Origin of the sequence: Streptomyces sp. NPDC006140, assembly GCF_040628815.1 — a bacterium.
Lineage (GTDB): Bacteria > Actinomycetota > Actinomycetes > Streptomycetales > Streptomycetaceae > Streptomyces.
The window spans coordinates 126,129-144,857 of record NZ_JBEXTS010000011.1; the positions used below are offsets into that span (position 1 = coordinate 126,129).

Annotated in this window: 13 protein-coding genes; 5 read left to right on the forward strand and 8 right to left on the reverse strand. The window is 73.7% G+C overall.

Annotated elements, in window-relative coordinates; genetic code table 11:
* The first annotated feature begins 266 nt into the window (after positions 1-266).
* The gene (recQ, locus tag ABZ386_RS26915) at positions 267-2,351 is read left to right on the forward strand and encodes a DNA helicase RecQ (RefSeq protein ID WP_358966187.1); all 2,085 of its coding nucleotides are present in this window, start codon (positions 267-269) and stop codon (positions 2,349-2,351) included.
* A gap of 196 nt (positions 2,352-2,547) precedes the next feature.
* Here the strand turns inward: recQ and ABZ386_RS26920 are convergent, their stop codons facing one another.
* From ABZ386_RS26920 to fahA, 8 genes are all read right to left on the reverse strand, one after another.
* Complete coding sequence (locus ABZ386_RS26920) at positions 2,548-5,415, reverse strand: fumarate reductase/succinate dehydrogenase flavoprotein subunit (protein WP_358966315.1); 2,868 nt, start codon at positions 5,413-5,415, stop codon at positions 2,548-2,550.
* Positions 5,416-5,462: 47 nt separating this feature from the next.
* On the reverse strand, positions 5,463-6,266 hold the full coding sequence (locus ABZ386_RS26925) for an ABC transporter ATP-binding protein (RefSeq protein ID WP_356614536.1): 804 nt from the start codon (positions 6,264-6,266) through the stop codon (positions 5,463-5,465).
* Positions 6,250-7,173, reverse strand: coding sequence for an ABC transporter permease (locus tag ABZ386_RS26930; RefSeq protein WP_358966190.1), 924 nt, complete (start codon positions 7,171-7,173; stop codon positions 6,250-6,252). Before ABZ386_RS26930 ends, ABZ386_RS26925 begins: the two co-directional genes overlap by 17 nt.
* The gene (locus ABZ386_RS26935; RefSeq protein WP_358966317.1) at positions 7,170-8,510 is read right to left on the reverse strand and encodes an ABC transporter substrate-binding protein; all 1,341 of its coding nucleotides are present in this window, start codon (positions 8,508-8,510) and stop codon (positions 7,170-7,172) included. Before ABZ386_RS26935 ends, ABZ386_RS26930 begins: the two co-directional genes overlap by 4 nt.
* 30 nt (positions 8,511-8,540) lie before the next feature.
* Positions 8,541-8,768: a ferredoxin family protein gene (locus tag ABZ386_RS26940; protein ID WP_003992261.1), complete on the reverse strand. Its 228-nt coding sequence runs from the start codon at positions 8,766-8,768 to the stop codon at positions 8,541-8,543.
* A gap of 33 nt (positions 8,769-8,801) precedes the next feature.
* The gene (locus ABZ386_RS26945; protein ID WP_358966194.1) at positions 8,802-9,590 is read right to left on the reverse strand and encodes a GntR family transcriptional regulator; all 789 of its coding nucleotides are present in this window, start codon (positions 9,588-9,590) and stop codon (positions 8,802-8,804) included.
* Positions 9,591-9,730: 140 nt separating this feature from the next.
* Complete coding sequence (locus tag ABZ386_RS26950; RefSeq protein WP_358966319.1) at positions 9,731-10,669, reverse strand: M56 family metallopeptidase; 939 nt, start codon at positions 10,667-10,669, stop codon at positions 9,731-9,733.
* Positions 10,670-11,126: 457 nt separating this feature from the next.
* A complete protein-coding gene (gene fahA, locus ABZ386_RS26955) occupies positions 11,127-12,338 on the reverse strand; it encodes a fumarylacetoacetase (RefSeq protein WP_114254715.1) in 1,212 nt (403 codons plus the stop codon).
* A gap of 319 nt (positions 12,339-12,657) precedes the next feature.
* Between fahA and ABZ386_RS26960 the strand changes: the two genes are divergently transcribed.
* The 4 genes from ABZ386_RS26960 (at position 12,658) to ABZ386_RS26975 (ending at position 18,699) form a co-directional block, all read left to right on the forward strand.
* Positions 12,658-13,905: a DegT/DnrJ/EryC1/StrS family aminotransferase gene (locus ABZ386_RS26960; RefSeq protein WP_356502691.1), complete on the forward strand. Its 1,248-nt coding sequence runs from the start codon at positions 12,658-12,660 to the stop codon at positions 13,903-13,905.
* Between the two features lie 4 nt (positions 13,906-13,909).
* The gene (locus ABZ386_RS26965; protein ID WP_358966197.1) at positions 13,910-16,252 is read left to right on the forward strand and encodes an oligosaccharide flippase family protein; all 2,343 of its coding nucleotides are present in this window, start codon (positions 13,910-13,912) and stop codon (positions 16,250-16,252) included.
* Between the two features lie 114 nt (positions 16,253-16,366).
* Positions 16,367-18,262, forward strand: a complete 1,896-nt coding sequence (locus ABZ386_RS26970; protein ID WP_358966200.1) for a glycosyltransferase — start codon at positions 16,367-16,369, stop codon at positions 18,260-18,262.
* Complete coding sequence (locus ABZ386_RS26975; protein WP_355724877.1) at positions 18,259-18,699, forward strand: hypothetical protein; 441 nt, start codon at positions 18,259-18,261, stop codon at positions 18,697-18,699. Before ABZ386_RS26970 ends, ABZ386_RS26975 begins: the two co-directional genes overlap by 4 nt.
* Positions 18,700-18,729 lie beyond the last annotated feature (30 nt).

Genomic DNA, 18,729 nt, shown 5'->3' on the forward strand with positions numbered 1-18,729 from the left:
CGCGCTGGCGCCCGGTGGGGGAAAGCGCGGACAGGGGGTGTGATCCCCACCCGGCCCGCGTCAGCAGCATCGCCCCGCCGGTGGGGGCGTGCCAGGCGGGCCGTCCGTTGGGCTGAGTCGAACGCGAGTGTGGGCACGTCGCACTCACCGGGCGGGACCTGTGGATAACTCCGGGGCTGTCGGTGCGGACGCCTATGGTGGACGCAGTGGTCGAGGCGCGACGCACGGGGGACGGAACGATGGGCGCTACGGGCGGGACGAGTGTGATGACGGAACTGGACGCGGTGACCGAGACGGGGGCCGGTGCCGGTGCGGGCAGCGGCCCCGCCGGGCCCCTCGGTGCCGACGCGAGCGAGGCGCTGACCGCGCTGCACCGGGTCTTCGGTTACGGGGCCTTCCGCGGCGAGCAGGAAGCGGTCATCGAGCACGTGGTCGCGGGCGGCGACGCCGTCGTGCTCATGCCGACCGGCGGCGGCAAGTCGCTGTGCTACCAGATCCCGTCCCTGGTCAGGCCCGGTACGGGCGTGGTCGTCTCCCCGCTCATCGCCCTGATGCAGGACCAGGTGGACGCGCTGCGGGCACTGGGCGTGCGGGCCGGGTTCATGAACTCCACGCAGGACTTCGACGAGCGCCGGATGGTGGAGGCCGAGTTCCTCGCCGGCGAGCTGGACCTGCTGTACCTGGCGCCGGAGCGGCTGCGGCTGGAGAACACGCTCGATCTGCTCTCGCGCGGCAAGATCTCCGTCTTCGCGATCGACGAGGCGCACTGCGTCTCCCAGTGGGGCCACGACTTCCGGCCCGACTACCTGGCGCTGTCGCTGCTCGGCGAGCGCTGGCCGGACGTGCCGCGCATCGCGCTCACGGCGACGGCCACGCGTGCGACGCACCAGGAGATCACCGAGCGGCTGAACATGCCGTCGGCCCGTCACTTCGTGGCGAGCTTCGACCGGCCCAACATCCAGTACCGGATCGTGCCCAAGGCCGACCCGAAGAAGCAGCTGCTGGCCTTCCTGCGCGAGGAGCACGCGGGCGACGCGGGCATCGTCTACTGCCTGTCGCGCAACTCGGTGGAGAAGACCGCCGAGTTCCTCAGCCGCAACGGCATCGAGGCGGTGCCCTACCACGCGGGCCTGGACGCGGGGACGCGCGCGGCCCACCAGTCCCGCTTCCTGCGGGAGGAGGGCCTGGTCGTGGTGGCGACCATCGCCTTCGGCATGGGCATCGACAAGCCGGACGTCCGCTTCGTCGCCCACCTCGACCTGCCCAAGTCGGTCGAGGGCTACTACCAGGAGACGGGCCGGGCCGGGCGGGACGGCCTGCCGTCGACGGCCTGGATGGCCTACGGGCTGAACGACGTCATACAGCAGCGCAAGCTGATCCAGTCCGGGGAGGGCGACGAGGCCTTCCGGCGCCGGGCCCAGGCCCACCTGGACTCGATGCTGGCGCTGTGCGAGACGGCCCAGTGCCGCCGGGGCCAGCTCCTCGCCTACTTCGGCCAGGACCCGGACCCGGCCGACTGCGGCAACTGCGACACCTGCCTGACCCCGCCGGAGACCTGGGACGGCACGGTCGCGGCGCAGAAGGTCCTGTCGACGGTGGTACGGCTGCAGCGGGAGCGCGGGCAGAAGTTCGGCGCGGTGCAGATCGTCGACATCCTGCTGGGCAAGCGCACCGCCAAGGTCATCCAGTTCGACCACGACCAGCTGTCGGTCTTCGGCATCGGCGAGGACCTGACCGAGGGCGAATGGCGGGGCGTCATACGGCAGTTGCTGGCTCAAGGGCTGCTCGCGGTCGAGGGCGAGTACGGCACGCTGGTGCTGACCGAGGCCAGCGGGGCGGTGCTGCGGCGGGAGCGCGAGGTGCCGCTGCGCAAGGAGCCGAAGAAGCCGGTGACCTCCCGGTCGGGTTCCTCGTCCTCCGGCTCCGGGCGGAGCGAGCGCAAGGCCAGGACGGCCGCGGCCGAGCTGCCCGAGGAACTGCTGCCGGCGTTCGAGGCCCTGCGCGCCTGGCGCGCCGAGCAGGCCCGCGAGCAGGGCGTCCCCGCCTACGTGATCTTCCACGACGCCACGCTCAGGGAGATCGCCACCGTGTGGCCGACGTCGGTGCGTGAACTCGGCGGGATCAGCGGGGTCGGCGAGAAGAAGCTCGCGACGTATGGGGAGGGTGTGCTGGAGGTGCTGGCGTCCTTGGGCGGACGGCCCGGGGCGGCTCCGGTGACCGACCCGGCTGCGGCGGCCGACCCGGCTTCGGAGGCCGGTCCGACCCCGGGTCGTGGACCCGGCCAGGACACCGGCGGGCCGGACTACTGGCCCGAGATGGACGCGGAGCCGGAGCCCGACGACTGGATATAGGCCGGGCTGCGGCTGGGCCTTGCGGCCGGGCCTTGCGGCCGGGCCGGGCTTCGGCCGGGGCGTGTGGCTCGGCACAGCGGCGGCCGGGTCGCGGGTTCGGCAGGACCCCGGCCGGGTCGTGTGGCTCGACAGGCCCCCGGCCGGATCGTCTGGTTCCTGGCTCGGCCGGGGTGCATCGGCCCGAGAGGGGGTCAGGTCACAGCGCCCGCGCCGCGTACGCCCTGACATCCGCGTCGGAGTCCGTCGTCGCCGTGGCCAGGGCCGCCCGGGCCTCCGCGGAGGCTCCGTGCCGGGTCAGGGCCAGGACGGCGGCCTTGCGGACATCGGCGTTGGAGTCCGCCAGGGCCTTGGCGAGCGCGGGGACGGCCACGTCCGGGTCGGCGACGGACAGCGCCGTGGCGGCACCGGCCCGCACCTGCCAGGCCGACTCGGACAGGGCGGCGACGGCACGTGCGGTGAGGGGTCCCGGGCAACCGGTCGTGCCCAGTGCTCCGTAGGCCGCCGCGCGGACGAGGGCGTCGGGGTCGTCGAGGAGCCCGGCGAGGGCGTTCACAATCGTGTGGGTCTCGATCTGGCGGGTCTCGATCTGGCCGGCCTCGCTCGTGGCGGCCTCGACCGTGTCGTCCTCACGCGGGAGCGCTCCGGCACCCAGCCGCTCCGCCCCCACCGTGGCCAGCCCCTTGGCGAACGCCACCCGGACCTCGCGGGACGGGTCGGCGGCCGCCGCGCCCGCCAGCGCTTCGGCGGCGTCGACCGACACCAGGGCGCGCACGGCCTCGATCCGGACGGCGATGTCCGAGTCGGTCAGGGAGGCCGCGAACAGACCCGTGTCCCCGAGGCGCAGGGCGCGCAGGACGTCCAGCGCGGCGGCGCGGACCACGGGGTCGGGCTCGGCGAGGGCGGCGGCGAGGCCGTCGCGCAGACCGGGCTCGGGCGGGAGTGTCTCGACGAGCTCGCGCAGGGACGCGGCCGCGGCGGCACGGACCTCGGCGGCGTCGTCCCGCAGGGCGGTGGCGAGGGCGGGCCCCGTCCCCGGCGGCAGCGTCTCGGTGAGCACCGCGACCGCCTCGCGCCGGATGGCGGGCGCGGGGTCGGTCAGGTACGGCCGGAGGGCGTCGAGCTCGGGTTCCTCGTCGGCGAGGGCGACGAGTTCGAGGAGGCGGGCGGAGGACCGCTCGCCGGGAGGAGACGTGGGTGAGGTGCGCGGCGTCGCGGTCCGCTCCGGCTCCGCGCCCTCGGCCGGCTCTGCTCCCTCGGCCGGTTCCGCGACCCCGGCCCGGGCCGCGACCGGTGCCACATCGCGCGACCCCGCCGTCGTGACGTCCTCGGCGTGCACCTCGCCGAGGTGACGGGACGCGCCGCCGACCGGATCGAAACCGTCGACCGGAACGAGATAGGGAGCCACGGGACGAGCCGTGAACTCCATCGCACCAGAGGGGGACTTGTGCAGATCGAGGTGATGGAACCAGGACGCGTCGTCACGCCGGGGGTGGTCGAGCCGGTCGTGGTAGAGACCCCAGCGGGACTCCGTGCGGGCCAGGGAGGAGCGCGCGGCCATCTCCGCGCAGTCGCGGATGAAGGTGACCTCGGCGCAGCGCATCAGTTCGTGCGGGGTGCGGGCGCCCATCGCCGCGATGTCGGCGCGCATCCGCTCGAACGCCTCCAGGGCCAGCGACAGCCGGGCACCGGACTTGGGCGGGGCGACGTAGTCGTTCACGAAACGGCGCAGCTTGTATTCGACCTGGGGCTGCGGCGGGCCGTCGGGGTTGCGCAGCGGGCGGTAGATCAACTCGTGCGCCTCGCGCAGCTGGTCGGCCGGCAGCTCCCCTTCGTAGGCCGTGTACCGGGACGCGTCCGCGCCCGCGAGGTCACCGAAGACGAACGCGCCGATCATGTAGTTGTGCGGCACACAGGCCAGGTCGCCTGCCGCGTACAGGCGGGGCACGGTGGTGCGGGCGTGGTCGTCCACGCGGACGCCGGAGGCGGAGTGCCCGCCGCAGAGGCCGATCTCGGAGATGTGCATCTCGACGTCGTGGGTGCGGTAGTCGTGGCCGCGGCCGGAGTGGAAGGTGCCGCGGGTGGGGCGTTCGGTGGAGTGCAGGATCGTCTCCAGGGCCGAGACGGACTCCTCGGGGAGGTGGCTCAGCTTGAGGTAGACCGGGCCCCGGTCGGACGCCACCTCCGCCGCGAACTCGGCCATCATCTGGCCCGACCAGTAGTCGGAGTCGACGAAGCGTTCGCCGTGCCGGTTGACCTGGTAGCCGCCGAAGGGGTTGGCGACGTAGGCGCAGGCCGGGCCGTTGTAGTCCTTGATCAGCGGGTTGATCTGGAAGCACTCGATACCGGTGAGCTCGGCGCCGGCGTGGTAGGCCATGGCGTAGCCGTCACCGGCGTTGGTGGGATTCTCGTAGGTGCCGTAGAGGTAGCCGGAGGCGGGCAGGCCGAGGCGGCCGCAGGCGCCGGTGGCGAGGATGACCGCGCCCGCGCGGACCTGGACGAACTGCCCGGTGCGGGTGTTGAAGCCGGCCGCCCCGACAGCGCGCCCCCGCGCCGTGAGGACACGCACCGGCATCACCCGGTTCTCGATGCGGATCCGCTCCCGCATCTCGCGCCGCCGCAGCTGCCGGTAGAGGACCTTCTTGACGTCCTTGCCCTCCGGCATGGGCAGCACATAGGAGCCGGAGCGGTGCACCTGGCGGACCGCGTAGTCGCCGTGCTCGTCCTTCTCGAACTTCACGCCGTACGACTCCAGCCGCTGCACCATCGCGAAGCCGCGGGTGGCGGTCTGGCGGACGGTGGACTGGTCGACGATGCCGTCGTTGGCGCGGGTGATCTCGGCGACGTAGTCGTCCGGTTCGGCGCGGCCGGGGATGACCGCGTTGTTGACGCCGTCCATGCCCATGGCGAGCGCGCCGGAGTGGCGGACGTGGGCCTTCTCCAGCAGCAGGACGTCCGCGCCGTGCTCGGCGGCGGTCAGGGCCGCCATGGTGCCGGCGGTGCCGCCGCCGATGACGAGGACGTCGCAGGTCAGCTCCTCGGCGTCGGCGAGGGCGGGGACGGCCAGGACAGGGTCCGCCGGGGGGTTCACGGAGGTGGTCACCGGGGTGCCTTTCACGTACCGAGCGAGGTGAGGACGTCGCGCCGCAGGGCCAGGCGCGCGGGGTCGTCGTGCGCGCTCCGGTCGCGGGGGCGGGGCACGTCCCGGACGGCGGCGAGGCCGCCCGCGGCGAGCAGCGCGACGCGGTCGCCGAGGAACAGCGCCTCGTCCACGTCGTGGGTGACGAAGACGACGGTGGCGCCGGTGCCCTGGAGCACTTCCACCAGCAGGTCCTGCATGCCGGCGCGGGTCTGCGCGTCGAGCGCTCCGAACGGCTCGTCCATGAGGACGGCGCGCGGGCGTGCGGCCAGGGCGCGGGCCAGCTGGGCGCGCTGGCGCTGCCCGCCGGAGACCCGGTGCGGCAACTGCCCGGCCTGCGGGCCGAGTCCGACCCGCTCCAGCCAGGCCTGGGCCTGTGCCCGGCGTTCGGCGCGGGGCACGCCCCGGATGGCGAGCGGCAGTTCGACGTTGGCGCGCAGGGTGCGCCAGGGGAGCAGGGCGTCCTCCTGGAAGACCAGGGCGCGGTCGGCCGCGGGGCCGGTCAGCGGGTGGCCGTCCTGGGTGAGCTGCCCGGCCAGCGGCGCGAGCAGGCCCGCCAGGGTGCGCAGCAGGGTCGACTTGCCGCAGCCGGACGGGCCGACGACGGTGAGGATCTCGCCGGATGCGACGTCCAGGTCGACGCCGTCCAGGGCGGGAGCGCCGGGGCGGCCGAGGGAGGCGCCGGCGAGGGCGAGCCGGGTGCCGCGCACCGGCGCTCCGGCGGTGACGGCTTCCGTCCCGGGCGAGGTGCTCAGCACGGTCTCAGACGAGGTGCTCATCACGTGTCTCCTCGGCTCGGGCCCCGTCGGGCAGGGCGGTGGACGCGGCCGGCGCGGGCTGACCGGATCCAGCAGGCTGCCCGGACCCGGCGGGCTGCCGGGCCCCGCCCGACCGCGCGGACCTGGGAGCCCGGGCACCGGTCTCGTAGGCGGTGCGCGGCAGCCAGCGCGTGAGGCGGCGGCCCAGCAGTTCCACGGCCGTGGAGGTGAGCCAGCCGAGCACGCCGATGGTGGCCATGCCGACGAAGACGCCCGGGTAGTCGACGACGGTGTAGTCCTGCCAGGTGCGGTAGCCGACGCCGTACTGGCCGGAGATCATCTCGGCGGAGATCACGCAGATCCACGAGACGCCGATGCCGACGGACAGACCGCCGAAGACGCCGGGCAGCGCGCCCGGCAGGACGACCGAGCAGAGGATCCGCCACCGTCCGCCGCCCATGGTGAGCACCGCCTCCTCCCACACGGGGGTCAGCGCGCGCACGGCGTGCCGGGTGGAGACCAGGACGGGGAAGAAGGCGGCGGTGCAGGTGATGAAGACGATGCCCTGCTCGTTGGAGGGGAACAGCAGGATCGCGACGGGAACCAGGGCGATGGCCGGGACCGGGCGGATCACCTCCAGCACCGGGCCGAGCAGGTCCTCGGCGAGACGCGAGCGCGCCACGAGCACGCCCGTGGCCACGCCCAGGACGGCGGCCAGCAGGAAACCGGTGAGGATCCGGGTGAGGCTGTCGGTGAGGTCCGTCCAGTAGTCCGGCCCGGACAGCCGGGCGGCGAAGGCCCGGGCCACGTCGGCGACCGTCGGGAACTGCGAGAACCGCAGCCACAGATCGACGTTCCAGCTGGTCAGCGCCTGCCACAGGCCGAGGGCGGCGGCCGGCGAGACCAGGCGGAGCGCATACCGCCTCATGAGGCCCGCTCCAGGGCGTCGGTGTAGGAGACGACCCGCGCCCCGGCGTGCCCGGCGACGTAGGCCCGCGCGGTGTCGGGAGCGACGAAGGGCAGCAGCTTTCCGCCGTCGGCCACCCACACGGCCTTGTCGGCGAACCAGAGCGTGCCGGTGGTGGTGTCGGGGACGTAGGCGGCGCGCAGGGCGTCGCGGTGTCCGGCGACGTAGCGCAGCAGTGCGGAGGGGGAGTTGAAGGTGACGGTTTTCGAGGCGCCCTTGGGCCAGGCCTCGCTCGCGGCCGGTGCGGGCCGCGCGGCCAGCCGGTCGGCGTACGCCGCCGGTCCCAGGGCCTTCTTCACGTACCGGTCGTCGACGAAGGAGTCGACGTCCACGTCGCCGGTCAGCCTGGCCGACTTCAGGATCGACACGTCCTGCTTCAGGGCGGCCACGAGCCGGGGCTTGATCGCCGGGTCGAAGGTGGCGATGCCGTGAGCGCCGTTGTAGAGGTAGACGACCTCGGCGGGCAGGCCCGTCGCCTTCGCGACCTTCTCGGCGGCGTCCACCGGGTGCTCGTTCAGGTAGTCGGTCGCCTCCGCCTGCGCCTTCAGGAACGCCTCCAGCACGGCCGGGCGCCGCTCGGCGAAGTCCTCCCGGGCGGTGACGCCGTGGAAGGTCGGCAGGTTCAGCCGGGCGCCGTCGTAGAGCGCCTTCGCCTTGCCCTGGTAGGTGAGCAGGCCGGGCCAGGCGACGAACTGCGACAGCGCGTCCGTACTGCCCGCGGAGAGGGCCGAGGCGCCTACGGCGGGCTGCTGGTTGAGCTTCTCGATGCCGCGTTCCGGGTCGATGCCGGCGCGCCGCAGGGCCCGTACGAGGGTGCCGTCGGCGGCCGATCCGACGCTGGTGGAGACCTTCCTGCCCGTCAGGTCCGCCAGCGAGGCCAGCTTCGAACCGGGCGCGGTGACGATGGTGTTGAGGCCGCCGCGCAGGTTGTAGCCGGTGACCGACACCAGCCGGGTGGGGCGGTTGAGCTGCTTGCCGCGGGCCGCGTTGATGAGCAGCGGGAAGTCGCCCATCGAGCCGATGTCGATCTTCCCGGCGGTCATCTGGGCGGTGATCGGGGCGCCGGTGGCGTAGTCCTGCCAGCTCACCTTGTAGCGGACGCCGTCGTGCAGGGCGTTCAACTGCTTCTCGAAGGAGCCGAGGGAGCGCAGCAGGGTGCCCGCGGTGACGGTGTTGATCGTCCGGGACTGGTAGCCGACGGTGACCGTGGAGCCGCTGCCGGCCTCGGCGTCACCGCCGCAGGCGCTGAGCGGGAGCAGGAGGACGACCGCGGAGCCGGCGACCGCCGTGCGTTTCAGGGTGGTTCGGGACATGACGGTTCGGGCCTCTCACCGGAGCAGATAGGGCATGTTGACGGTGACGGCTCCGGTGGGGCAGCGCGCCGCGCACGGGCCGCAGTACCAGCACTCGTCGACATGCATGTAGGCCTTGCCGTTGCGCTCGTCGATGGCGAGGGAGTCCAGCGGGCACATGTCCACGCAGAGCGTGCAGCCGTCGATGCACTTCGACTCGTCGATGGTCACGGGCACGTCGGCCCGCTGGGGCGCCAAGGGCATGGCTGTCTCCAGGAGTGTGCGCGAGCGGGTGGGTCAGACGGACCGGTGCAGCAGGCCGCTCATGGTGATGCGGTCGCCGCGGAACCGGATGAACTCCAGGTCGACGGGGCGGCCGTCGGCGAGGTGGGTGAGGCGTTCCAGCATGAGGACGGCGGCGCCGCGCGGAGCCTCCAGCACGGCGGCCGAGTGGGTGTCCGCGCTGACCGCTTCCAGGGTGATCTCGGCGTGGCCGAGGCGATGGCCGGTGACGGCTTCCAGCAGGCGGAAGACGTCGGTGTTCTCCAGGTCGGCGCCGAGCAGTCCCGCGCCGATGTCGAGGGGGATGTAGGTGAGGTCGAGGGACAGGGGCAGGCTGTTGAGGCGGCGCAGGCGTTCGATGTAGAGGACGTCCGTGCCGGGCGCGAGTCCGAGGCGTGCGGCGACGGGCGCGGGCGCCGGGGCGGGGCCCATGGTGCGGACCTCGTTGGTGACGTGGCCGTGTTCGCGCAGGGTTTCCGCGAGGCCCATCAGACGGTCGAGGCCGTGGGGGTACTTGCGGGCCACGACCACGGTGCCGACACCCGGCTGGCGTTCCACCAGCCCTTCGGCCCGCAGCAGGTCGAGAGCCTCGCGGACCGTGTTGCGGCTGGTGCCGTAGTCGGCCGCGAGAGCCGACTCGTGGGGCAGGACGCCCTCGGCGAAGTCGCCGCTGAGCAGCTGCCGGCGGAGCAGGTCGGCCAGTTGCCGGGCCCGGTCGGCGCGCAGCCGGCGCCGCGCGCGGTGGGCGGCGACGGTGGTCGCGGCGCCCTGCCCGGCGTGGTCTCGGATGCGGTCGGTCGGCATGGATCGAACCATACCTATCCGATAGGAAAAGGGGTGTTGCGGAAATGTTGCGCCACCGGGCGGGCGGCCGGTTCCCTGGCTGACCTGGGTTTTCGCGGTGTCCGCCGGCAGTTCCGCCACCGGCCGCCGGGCCGGTGCGGCTACGACAGCGCCGTCAGCCCCGGGGCGAACGCGATCAGCAGGGGCAGCAGCGGCACCAGCGCGGCGGTCGTGGTCGTCAGGGTGCGGTGCCGGCGGCCGAGCCGGGGCGGCGGTTCCAGGAGCCGGTCGACCCGCTCGCCCAGCAGGCGGTGGCTGGAGGCGCAGGACAGCACGCCCCGGTGCTGGTTGAGCTCGATCAGGGCCAGGGCCGTGGTCAGGTGGCCGCAGCGGCGGGAGGCCGTGTCGTCGGCGGCGAGTTCGACCAGGCGGTGGGTCTGGTCGCAGAAGTGGGCGAACAGCGGGATGCGGGGGAATCCGGTGGCCAGGGCGGTGGACAGGTGCAGCAGCCAGTCGTGGCGGGCGCGGGCGTGGCCGCGCTCGTGGGTGAGGACGGCGTCGAGCTGGTGGCCGGTGAGGCGGTGCAGGGCGCCCGTGGTGACGATCAGCTGGGGCGGGCTCCCGGGCAGCCACCAGGCGTCCGGGTACTCGTCCTCCAGGACCAGCAGGGGCCCCTTCGCGGCGGGCAGGCCGGCCGGCAGGTCGGGGGCGCGTTCGCGCAGGTGGGCGCGGGCCTGGGCGCGGCGCCTGCGTGCCTCGACGAGTTCCCGCGCGAGCATCGCGGTCGTCCAGGCGGCACCGCAGGCCAGCAGCAGGGTGAGCGCGGCGGCCCACGGCGGGGCCGTGGACAGGTCGTACGCGGCGGTCACGGCGGGCGGGGCCGGGGCGAAGAGCTGGGCGCGGACGGTGCCGAAGACGGCGGCGGCGCCCAGGGAGAGCGCCGTCACGCAGCACAGCAGGACCGTGGCGACCAGGCACTGCCACACCCACAGCGCGACCACCGGTTCCCGCTCGGGCCAGGTGGCCCGGGTCAGCGCACGGGGCACGGGTACGGCGGCCGTCACGGCGACAACGCTCAGCAGGAGCAGGCAGACGGTCATGGCCACGGACTCCGGTTCCTGGTCGGAAGAAGGGCGGCTACGGGTCGTGCGGTGGAGGGCGGTCGCAGCCCGCACCGGTGACACGACTGCCGGTGACCCGGTGGCCGGTGACACGACTGCCGGTGACCCGGTGGCCGTTCCCACGACTGCCGTTGCCACGACTGCCGTGTCCGCCGGTGGCGCGGCAGCGGGGTGCACCGGTGATGCCGTCGCCCTGCGCCCCGAGGACGCAGGCGTCGTACACACCGGTGAAGCCGTTGCCGTATCCACCGAGGACGCGGCTGCCGAGCGCACCAGGGAACGCGGTGAGCGCGGCGAACGTGCCGTGTACCGCGCCCGTGCGAGCACACCGCCCGACGCACAGTATGACGGGCCGGGCGGTGTGCGTCAGGGGCCGAACGCGATCGGGAGTTCCGGAAGGGGCGACTGCCGGCCGGACCCGGGCCGTCCAGCGGGGTCAGGCCGGGACCACCCGCCCCGTCACCTCGCCCAGCCCGACCCGCACGCCGTCCGGGCCCGGCGCCCAGGCCGAGAGGGTCACCACGTCGCCGTCCTCCAGGAACGTCCGCTTGCCGTCGGGGAGTTCGAGCGGGTCGCGGCCGTTCCAGGTCAGTTCGAGGAGGGAGCCGCGCTCGCGGTCCGCCGGGCCGCTGACCGTGCCCGAGCCGTACAGGTCGCCGGTGCGCAGGGAGGCGCCGTTGACGGTCATGTGGGCCAGCTGCTGGGCGGCCGTCCAGTACATGGTGGAGAAGGGCGGCTCGGAGACGACGTGGCCGTTGACGGCGACGCTGATCCGCAGGTCGTAGCCGCCGGGTTCCTCGTCGCCGTCGTCGAGGTAGGGCAGCAGCCCGTGCGTCCGGGCCGGCGGGGCCACCCGGGACTCCTCCAGGGCGTCCAGCGGGGTGATCCACGCCGACACGGACGTGGCGAAGGACTTGCCGAGGAACGGGCCGAGGGGGACGTACTCCCAGGCCTGGATGTCGCGGGCGGACCAGTCGTTCAGCAGGCACAGCCCGAAGACGTGCTCGCGGAAGTCCGCGAGGGCCACCGGCTCGCCCATCCGGGACGGCACGCCGACGACGAAGCCGACCTCCGCCTCGATGTCCAGGCGCACGGACGGGCCGAAGACGGGAGCCGCGTCGGTGGGCGCCTTGCGCTGGCCCGAGGGGCGTACGACGTCCGTGCCCGAGACGACGACCGTGCCGGAGCGGCCGTGGTAGCCGATCGGCAGGTGCTTCCAGTTGGGGGTGAGGGAGTCCTCGGCGTCGGGCCGGAAGATCTGCCCGACGTTCCGGGCGTGGTTCTCGGACGCGTAGAAGTCGACGTAGTCCGCGACCTCGAACGGCAGGTGCAGGGTCACGGCGGACAGGGGGTGGAACAGCGGCTCGACGGTCTCGCGGTGGGACGGCACGGTCACCCAGGCCGTCAGCGCCCGGCGCACGTCCGACCAGGCCGTGCGCCCCGCGGCCAGCAGCGGGTTGAGGGACGGCCGGGCCAGCAGGGAGGCGTACGGGGAGCCGAGGGCGTGGGCCGCCGCGCCGGCGTCCAGGACGTGGTCGCCGAGCCGGACGCCCACGGTCCGGTGCGAGGAGCCGGGCAGGGAGAACACGCCGTACGGCAGGTTGTGCGGACCGAAGGGATCGCCCTCGGGGACATCGAAGGGGGGCATCGGGTGCTGCCTCGCTTTCGGGTGTGCCATGTCGTCGCCACGTGTTCGTGGTTGTGCCACACGTTACGGGTGACACGGCGGTCCCGGGCAGAGTCCGAGGAGGCTCGGACGGGCGAACGGGGCAGGTGGGCCAGGGTGCGATCGGACGGGCCCGCACGACCCCGACCGGCGCGGCGGGCGGGACCGCACATGCGTACGTGCCGGAAGTTATCCACAGGACGCGACGCAATCTTGACGGAGCGGTGCGAACGGGGCGACTCTGGGCGGGTGCCGGAAGGCCTCGGGGAGGGGGCGTTCCGACGGCACACCAGGGGGGCGGATGGCCATTGGGGAGGCCGGTCCGGGTTCGGTGCGGCGTGGCGTACAGCCGAAGCGGCTGGAAGAAGCCATGCGCGTCCGGCTCGGCCGGGAATGTGTGTACGTACCGTCGTGCCGTCTCGGGCTGTACGTGGCGCTGCGCCACTGGTGCCCGCCCGGCGGCCGGGTACTGATGTCGCCGGTCAACGACGACGTGATCTTCTTCGTCGTGCTCGCGGCCGGACTGCGCCCGGTGCAGGCGCCGTTGAACCCGCTCGACGCGTCGATCGACATCGATGCCGTCCCCGAGGAGGTCTGGGGCTCGGTGTCGGCCGTGCTCACGACGAACCTGTACGGGAACCCGGATCCGGCGCCGCGCCTGCGGCAGAAGTGCGACGCGCTGGGCATCCCGCTGTTCGAGGACGCGGCGCACGCGATCGGCAGCCGGGTCGGCGACCGGCCGGTCGGGGCGTGGGGTGAGGCCTCCGTGTTCAGCCTGTCCAAGCATGTGGGCGCCAAGGCCGGGGGCATGCTGTCGCTCGCCGACCCGGGGCTGCGGGACGCGGTGGAGAGAACCTGCTCGGAGTTGCTCGTTCCGGGTCGGCTGAGCTCCGAACTGGCCTTCGCGGTCCGGCCGTACGCGGAGGCGGCGGTGCGCGGGCTGCGGCTGCGGCGCGCCGCCTGGGCGGCGGTCCGGCTGCTGGGGCTGGCGGACCGCGAGGAGATCCGGATGCCGCTGCGCCCGGACGAACTCGCGCGGGCCGCCCGCCGGGCGCCGGGGCTCGACGCGCACCACCCGTGGGTGCGCGTCGACATGCACGACTACCGCCTGCGGTCCGGCCGGCTGCGGCTGCGGCGCATCGGACACAAGCTCGACGACCTGGACGACGTGCTGGACGCCTGCCGGGCGGGCACCGAGCTGCTGCTGTCCACGCCCTGGGCCAAACCGAGGGCGGCGTACGGGACGCAGCCGCTGTTCCGCGTCCCGCTGTTCGTGGCGGACCGGGACGCGGCCATGGCCGCCCTGGCGCGGCGGGGCGTGGTCGTCGGCTACCTCTACGACCCGCCCCTGGACGACTACGCTGGCGCGGAGTTCACCGACCCCTCGCCGGCCCCGGAGGCGGCCCGCTGGTTCGCGCGGCACGCGCTGCCCGTGGACCCGCTGCGGGCGCGGACGGTCGTCGAGGTGCTGGAGCGGTCGGGGGCACGACCGGTCGAAGCACCGGGAGAGCTGTCCCGGAGCAGGCCGACACCGGGAGGGCTGGGTTAGTCCCGTGGCTGAGATCCAGGTGCACGAGCCCGCCGCCGCGCGCGCCGAGAGCGGCGGCGGACCGAAGCCTGCCGACGGCGAGCACAGCCACGACTCGCTGTTCAAGAACGCCTACTTCCTCATGCTCAGCACCGGCGTGTCCGCCGTGCTGGGCCTGGGGTTCTGGCTGGTGGCCGCCCGCTACTACTCCGAGGAGGCCGTCGGCCAGGGCTCCGCCGCGATCGCCGCGATGCGACTGCTCGCCAGCATCACGGCGACGACGATGATCGGGGCCGTCGTCCGCTTCGTCCCGCGCGCGGGGCGGGAGACCGGACGCCTGGTGTGGGGCACGTACGCGGCGAGTTCGCTGGTCGTGGCGCTCGCCGCGGCCGTCTTCCTGCTGACGCTCGACGCGTGGGGCGCGTCGTACGCGCCGCTGAGCACGCCCATGGCGGGGGCGGTGTTCGTCGCGGCGTGCGTGGCCTGGGCGCTGCTCACCCTCCAGGACGGGGTGCTCACCGGGCTGCGCAAGGCCGAGTGGGTCCCGGCGGGGAACGCGGTGTTCTCGGTCGGGAAGCTGGCCCTGCTGGCCGTCTTCGCCGGCACGCTGCCCGTCCTCGGCATCTTCGTCTCCTGGGCGGTGGCGATCGCCTTCTCCACCCTGCCGCTCGGCTGGCTGATCTTCCGCCGGCTCATCCCGCGCCAGGCCGCCGCCGACCGCGACAAGGACCCCCCGAAAGTCCGGGAGATGGGCCGCTTCCTGGCCGGTGACTCGCTGGGCGCCCTGTTCAGCCTGGCCATGATCAACCTGCTGCCGGTGATGGTCGCGGTCCGCTTCAGCGCCGCGGAGAACGGCTACTTCTACGTGGCGTACACCGTCGGCGGCACGATGGAGTTCATGGCCATCAACATGGCCTCCTCGCTCACCGCGCACGCCTCGCATGACCCGCGCCAACTCGCCGACGGCGTCAAAGGGGCCCTGCGGCGCATGACGCTGCTGCTGGTCCCGGTCGTGCTGGTGCTCGTCCTGTTCGCCCCGTACATCCTCACGCCGTTCAGCCCGGACTACGCCGAGCACGGCTCGACCGTGCTGCGGCTGCTCGCCCTCGGCGCGCTGCCCCGGGTGGTGGTGGAGCTGTACATCGGCGTACTGCGCGTCCAGGGGCGTACGGGTGTGCTGGCCGCGCTCCAAGGCGCCATGTGCGCCCTGGTGCTGGGCAGCGCGGCCGTGCTGTTCACGCCGGCCGGGATCGCGGGCGCCGGCTGGGCGGTGCTGCTGAGCATGACGCTGATCGCCGTCGTCTCCGCGGTCGGACTGCGCGCGGCGCTGCGCCACAACGACGGCGCGCCCGGCGTCCGTACGCCCGCCGCCCCCTCCTACGGCACCCGCTGGGCGCGGCTGAACACCACGGCCGGGTACGGCACGGCCTGGGCCCGCCGGGCCGCCTACCAGCCCAAGGACGGCGACGAGGACACGGTCACGCTGTTCATCGGCCGCCCCGGATACGAGCGGGAGGCGCTGCAGGCGGACACCCTGGCGCTGATCGTCCGGCCGCACCACCCGGAAGCGGAAGCGGGGGAGAAGGGGACCGGTGCCGAGCAGGTCGCCGCGGAGGCGATGGCGGACGCGGCCGAGGACCGACAGGGCCCCGGGGCGGCGCGGGAGGGCACGCTCCTGCGCGAGGAACCGGCCGGGGCCGACGACCGGACGCGGGAGCGGCGGCTGCGAGGCGCCCTGTGGAGCCTGCTCGGGGTCGCCGCCGTCTTCTTCTGGGCGCCGCTGCGCGACCTGCCCTGGCTCGACGGCGCCTCCGAAACGCCGCTGACGGGGCGCCGGTTGCTGGAGGGTCTGCCGCTGCCGTCGCTCACGGCGGGCGGCCTGCTGCTCGTGGTGTTCGCCGCCGCGGTCACCCTGTGCACCCGGCGCGAGGCGTGGCTGCCGGGCACGGCGCTGTACGCCGCGCTGTTCGCCCTGTACGCCGCACCGGTCGCCCTCGGTCGGGAACCGCGGCCGGTGGACGGCGCGTTGTACGAGAAGACGGCCGGCTTCCTCGCGGACGCGGTGGGGCTCGACGGCCCCGAGCCGCTGCTGCGCTGGGCACCGCCGGTCTGCCTGCTGCTGTGCCTCGTGCCGCTGTGGCTGCTGCTCGCGAGCGCGGGCCGGCGACTGTCGTGGGCGGGGCGCTGGGGGGTTCTGTATCTCGTCGCGGTCGGCGGCTGGGTGTGGCGCGAGGCGCTCGCACCGGTCGCGCCGCCCCTGCTCGTCGTCCTTGCCGCAACCGTCCTGCTCCTGCCGCTCTGCCGCCGTGCCGCGACGGCCTGGGGGCCACCGCATCGCAGACAACCGAACGGCCGATCCAGCGACTGACCGACCCAGAGCCGAACAGAGCCGAACCGCCAGGGGGGAACCGCCGTGCGTCCGCCAGCAACTCCACGGGAGAGATCCACGCCAGAGCCCACACCCGCACAGGACGGCGCGGACATGCCCGGCAGCGACCCCGAGACCTCCAGCCAGTCCTCCAGCCCCTCCTCCTCGGAGTCGTCGAGCCCCGCCCACGAGCCCGTGACGGATCTGTCCGACCTGCCCCCCGCCTGGTCCCGGCGCCGCGCTCTCACCTGGCCCGGGGTGCCGCTGCTCGTCGCGATGGCGCTGTGGGTGTACGCCGTGCGGCACACCGACGTCTCCCGGCTCGACGACTACGGGCTGGTCACCGCGCTGCACCCGGCGTTCTGGGCCGGACTCGTGGTGCTCACGGCCGGCTTCTGGTGCACGGTCCGCGATCCGCGCCGCCCGGGTGCCTGGGCGGCGGCGTACGTCCTCGGGCTGCTGGTGATGGAGCGGGCCACGCAGGCCGTGGTCTACCCGACCCCGCTGTACGCCTGGGCGTGGAAGCACGAGGCGGTCATCGACCACCTGCTGACGGCCGGCGGGTTGCAGACGGCCGACCAGGTCGGCGACATGGCGGTGTACGACCAGTGGCCCGGCTTTTTCGCCGCCCAGGCCGCCCTGGTGCGGCTGCTGGGCGTGGAGTCGGCGGCGATGTTCATGGCCTGGTGGCCCCTGGTCTCCAGCCTGATGCTGCTGCTCCCGCTGCTGCTGATCTACCGCACCTTCACCGAGGACCGGCGGCTGATCTGGACGGCGGTCTGGCTCTTCTACGTCGCCAACTGGGTCGGGCAGGACTACTTCTCGCCCCAGTCCGTGGCGTACGCGCTGCACGTGGGCGTCCTGGCCGTGGTGCTGCGCCGCTTCGGCCGGACCGCCGTGCGGCGAGGGCGACCGCGACAGGCCGTGTGGACGGTGGTGATCACCGTCATGATCACGGCGATCGTCATCTCCCACCAGCTCACCCCGGGCATGCTGGTCGTCTGCCTGCTCGCCCTGGGCCTGAGCCGCCGCTACCGCGACTGGGTCCCGGTGGTCACCACGGTCGTGATCTTCCTGGCCTGGTGCCTCACGGCCGCGCTGCCCTTCCTGTCCGCGGCGATGCCCGACATGATCCGCTCCGTCGGCGACGTCGGCGCCAACGTCGAGACCGGCTACGGCGCCACCCCGACCGGCGCCGGCGCGATCGCGACGTCCTGGGCGGCCCGGCTGCTGTCCGGCTCCGTGCTGCTGCTCGCGGCCGTCGGCGTCCTGCGCCAGCGGGTGCTGCGTCACCGGGCCCGGCCCCTGCTGCTGGTCGCTGCCGCCCCGCTGCCGATGTTCGCGGCGAGCAGCTACGGCAGCGAGATGATCTTCCGGGTGCTGCTGTTCATGCTGCCCGGCGCCGCCTTCTTCGCCGCCGCCGCGATCCTGCCCAAGGTCCGCACCCTGGCCGCCGACGCCGCCGCGCAGGAGGCCGGCGGCCGACAGGCGCCGCCCGCGAAAGGCCGCTGGTGGCGGCTGGTCGCGTGGGTGCCGTCGGCCGCCCTGCTCCTCGGGACCCTGGCGTTCGTGCCGAGCTACTCGGGCAAGGACCGGATCAACTACTTCCCGCCCCAGGAGGTGGCCCTCGTACGGCAGCTCTTCGACCAGGCGCCCGAGGGGTCGCTCGTGGTGGCGGCCAACCGCAACTACCCGCACGCGTACGCCTCCTACTGGAGCATCGACCACTACTGGTTCCTGGACGACGCCCGCAGTCACGTCGACCGGATCGTCCGCGACCCGGCCGCCACCCTCGCCAGCGACATGGCCGGCATCGAGCGGCCGGCCCGGGCCTACTTCCTCCTCACACAGGGGCAGTTGGCCAACTCCGAGATGAACGGGCAGCTCACCGGGGCGCAGTTGGACCGCATCCGGACGTCCGTCGACGTCTCGCCGCGGTTCCGGCTCGTGGCGGAGAACAGCGCCGGATGGCTCTACGAACTGAAGCAGGCGGGGGGAGCGGAGCGATGACACCGCAGGAGCTCGTGGTCAGGATGGCACCGCCGTTCGGCGGCTGGCTGGCGCTCGCCGCGCTCGCCCTGCCCGGCGGATCGCCGCTGCGGGGCGCCGCGGTCGTGCTCTTCCTGGCGGCGGGCCCGGGCGCGGCCGTGGTGAGGGTCTGCGCCCCCGCGCTGGGAGCACGGCCCGCCGAAGGGCCCGTAGAGCGCCGGGACCCGGACTTCGCCCGCCACTCCGACCTGCTGGAACGGCTGATGCTGGTGCTGTTCCTGAGCATCGGCGCCGTGATGCTCGTCGCCACCGTGCTGATCGCCACGCACACCTTCAGCGCACAGCGGGTGCTGCTGACGCTGACGCTGCTGACCACGCTCGCCGCGTTCTGTCCGCCGCTGCGCGCCTCCCCGCCGCCCAGGACGACGCCGAGGACACCGAAGGGTTCTGCTCAGTGAGGTTCAACCGTCCCCACCGTCCCTTTAGCC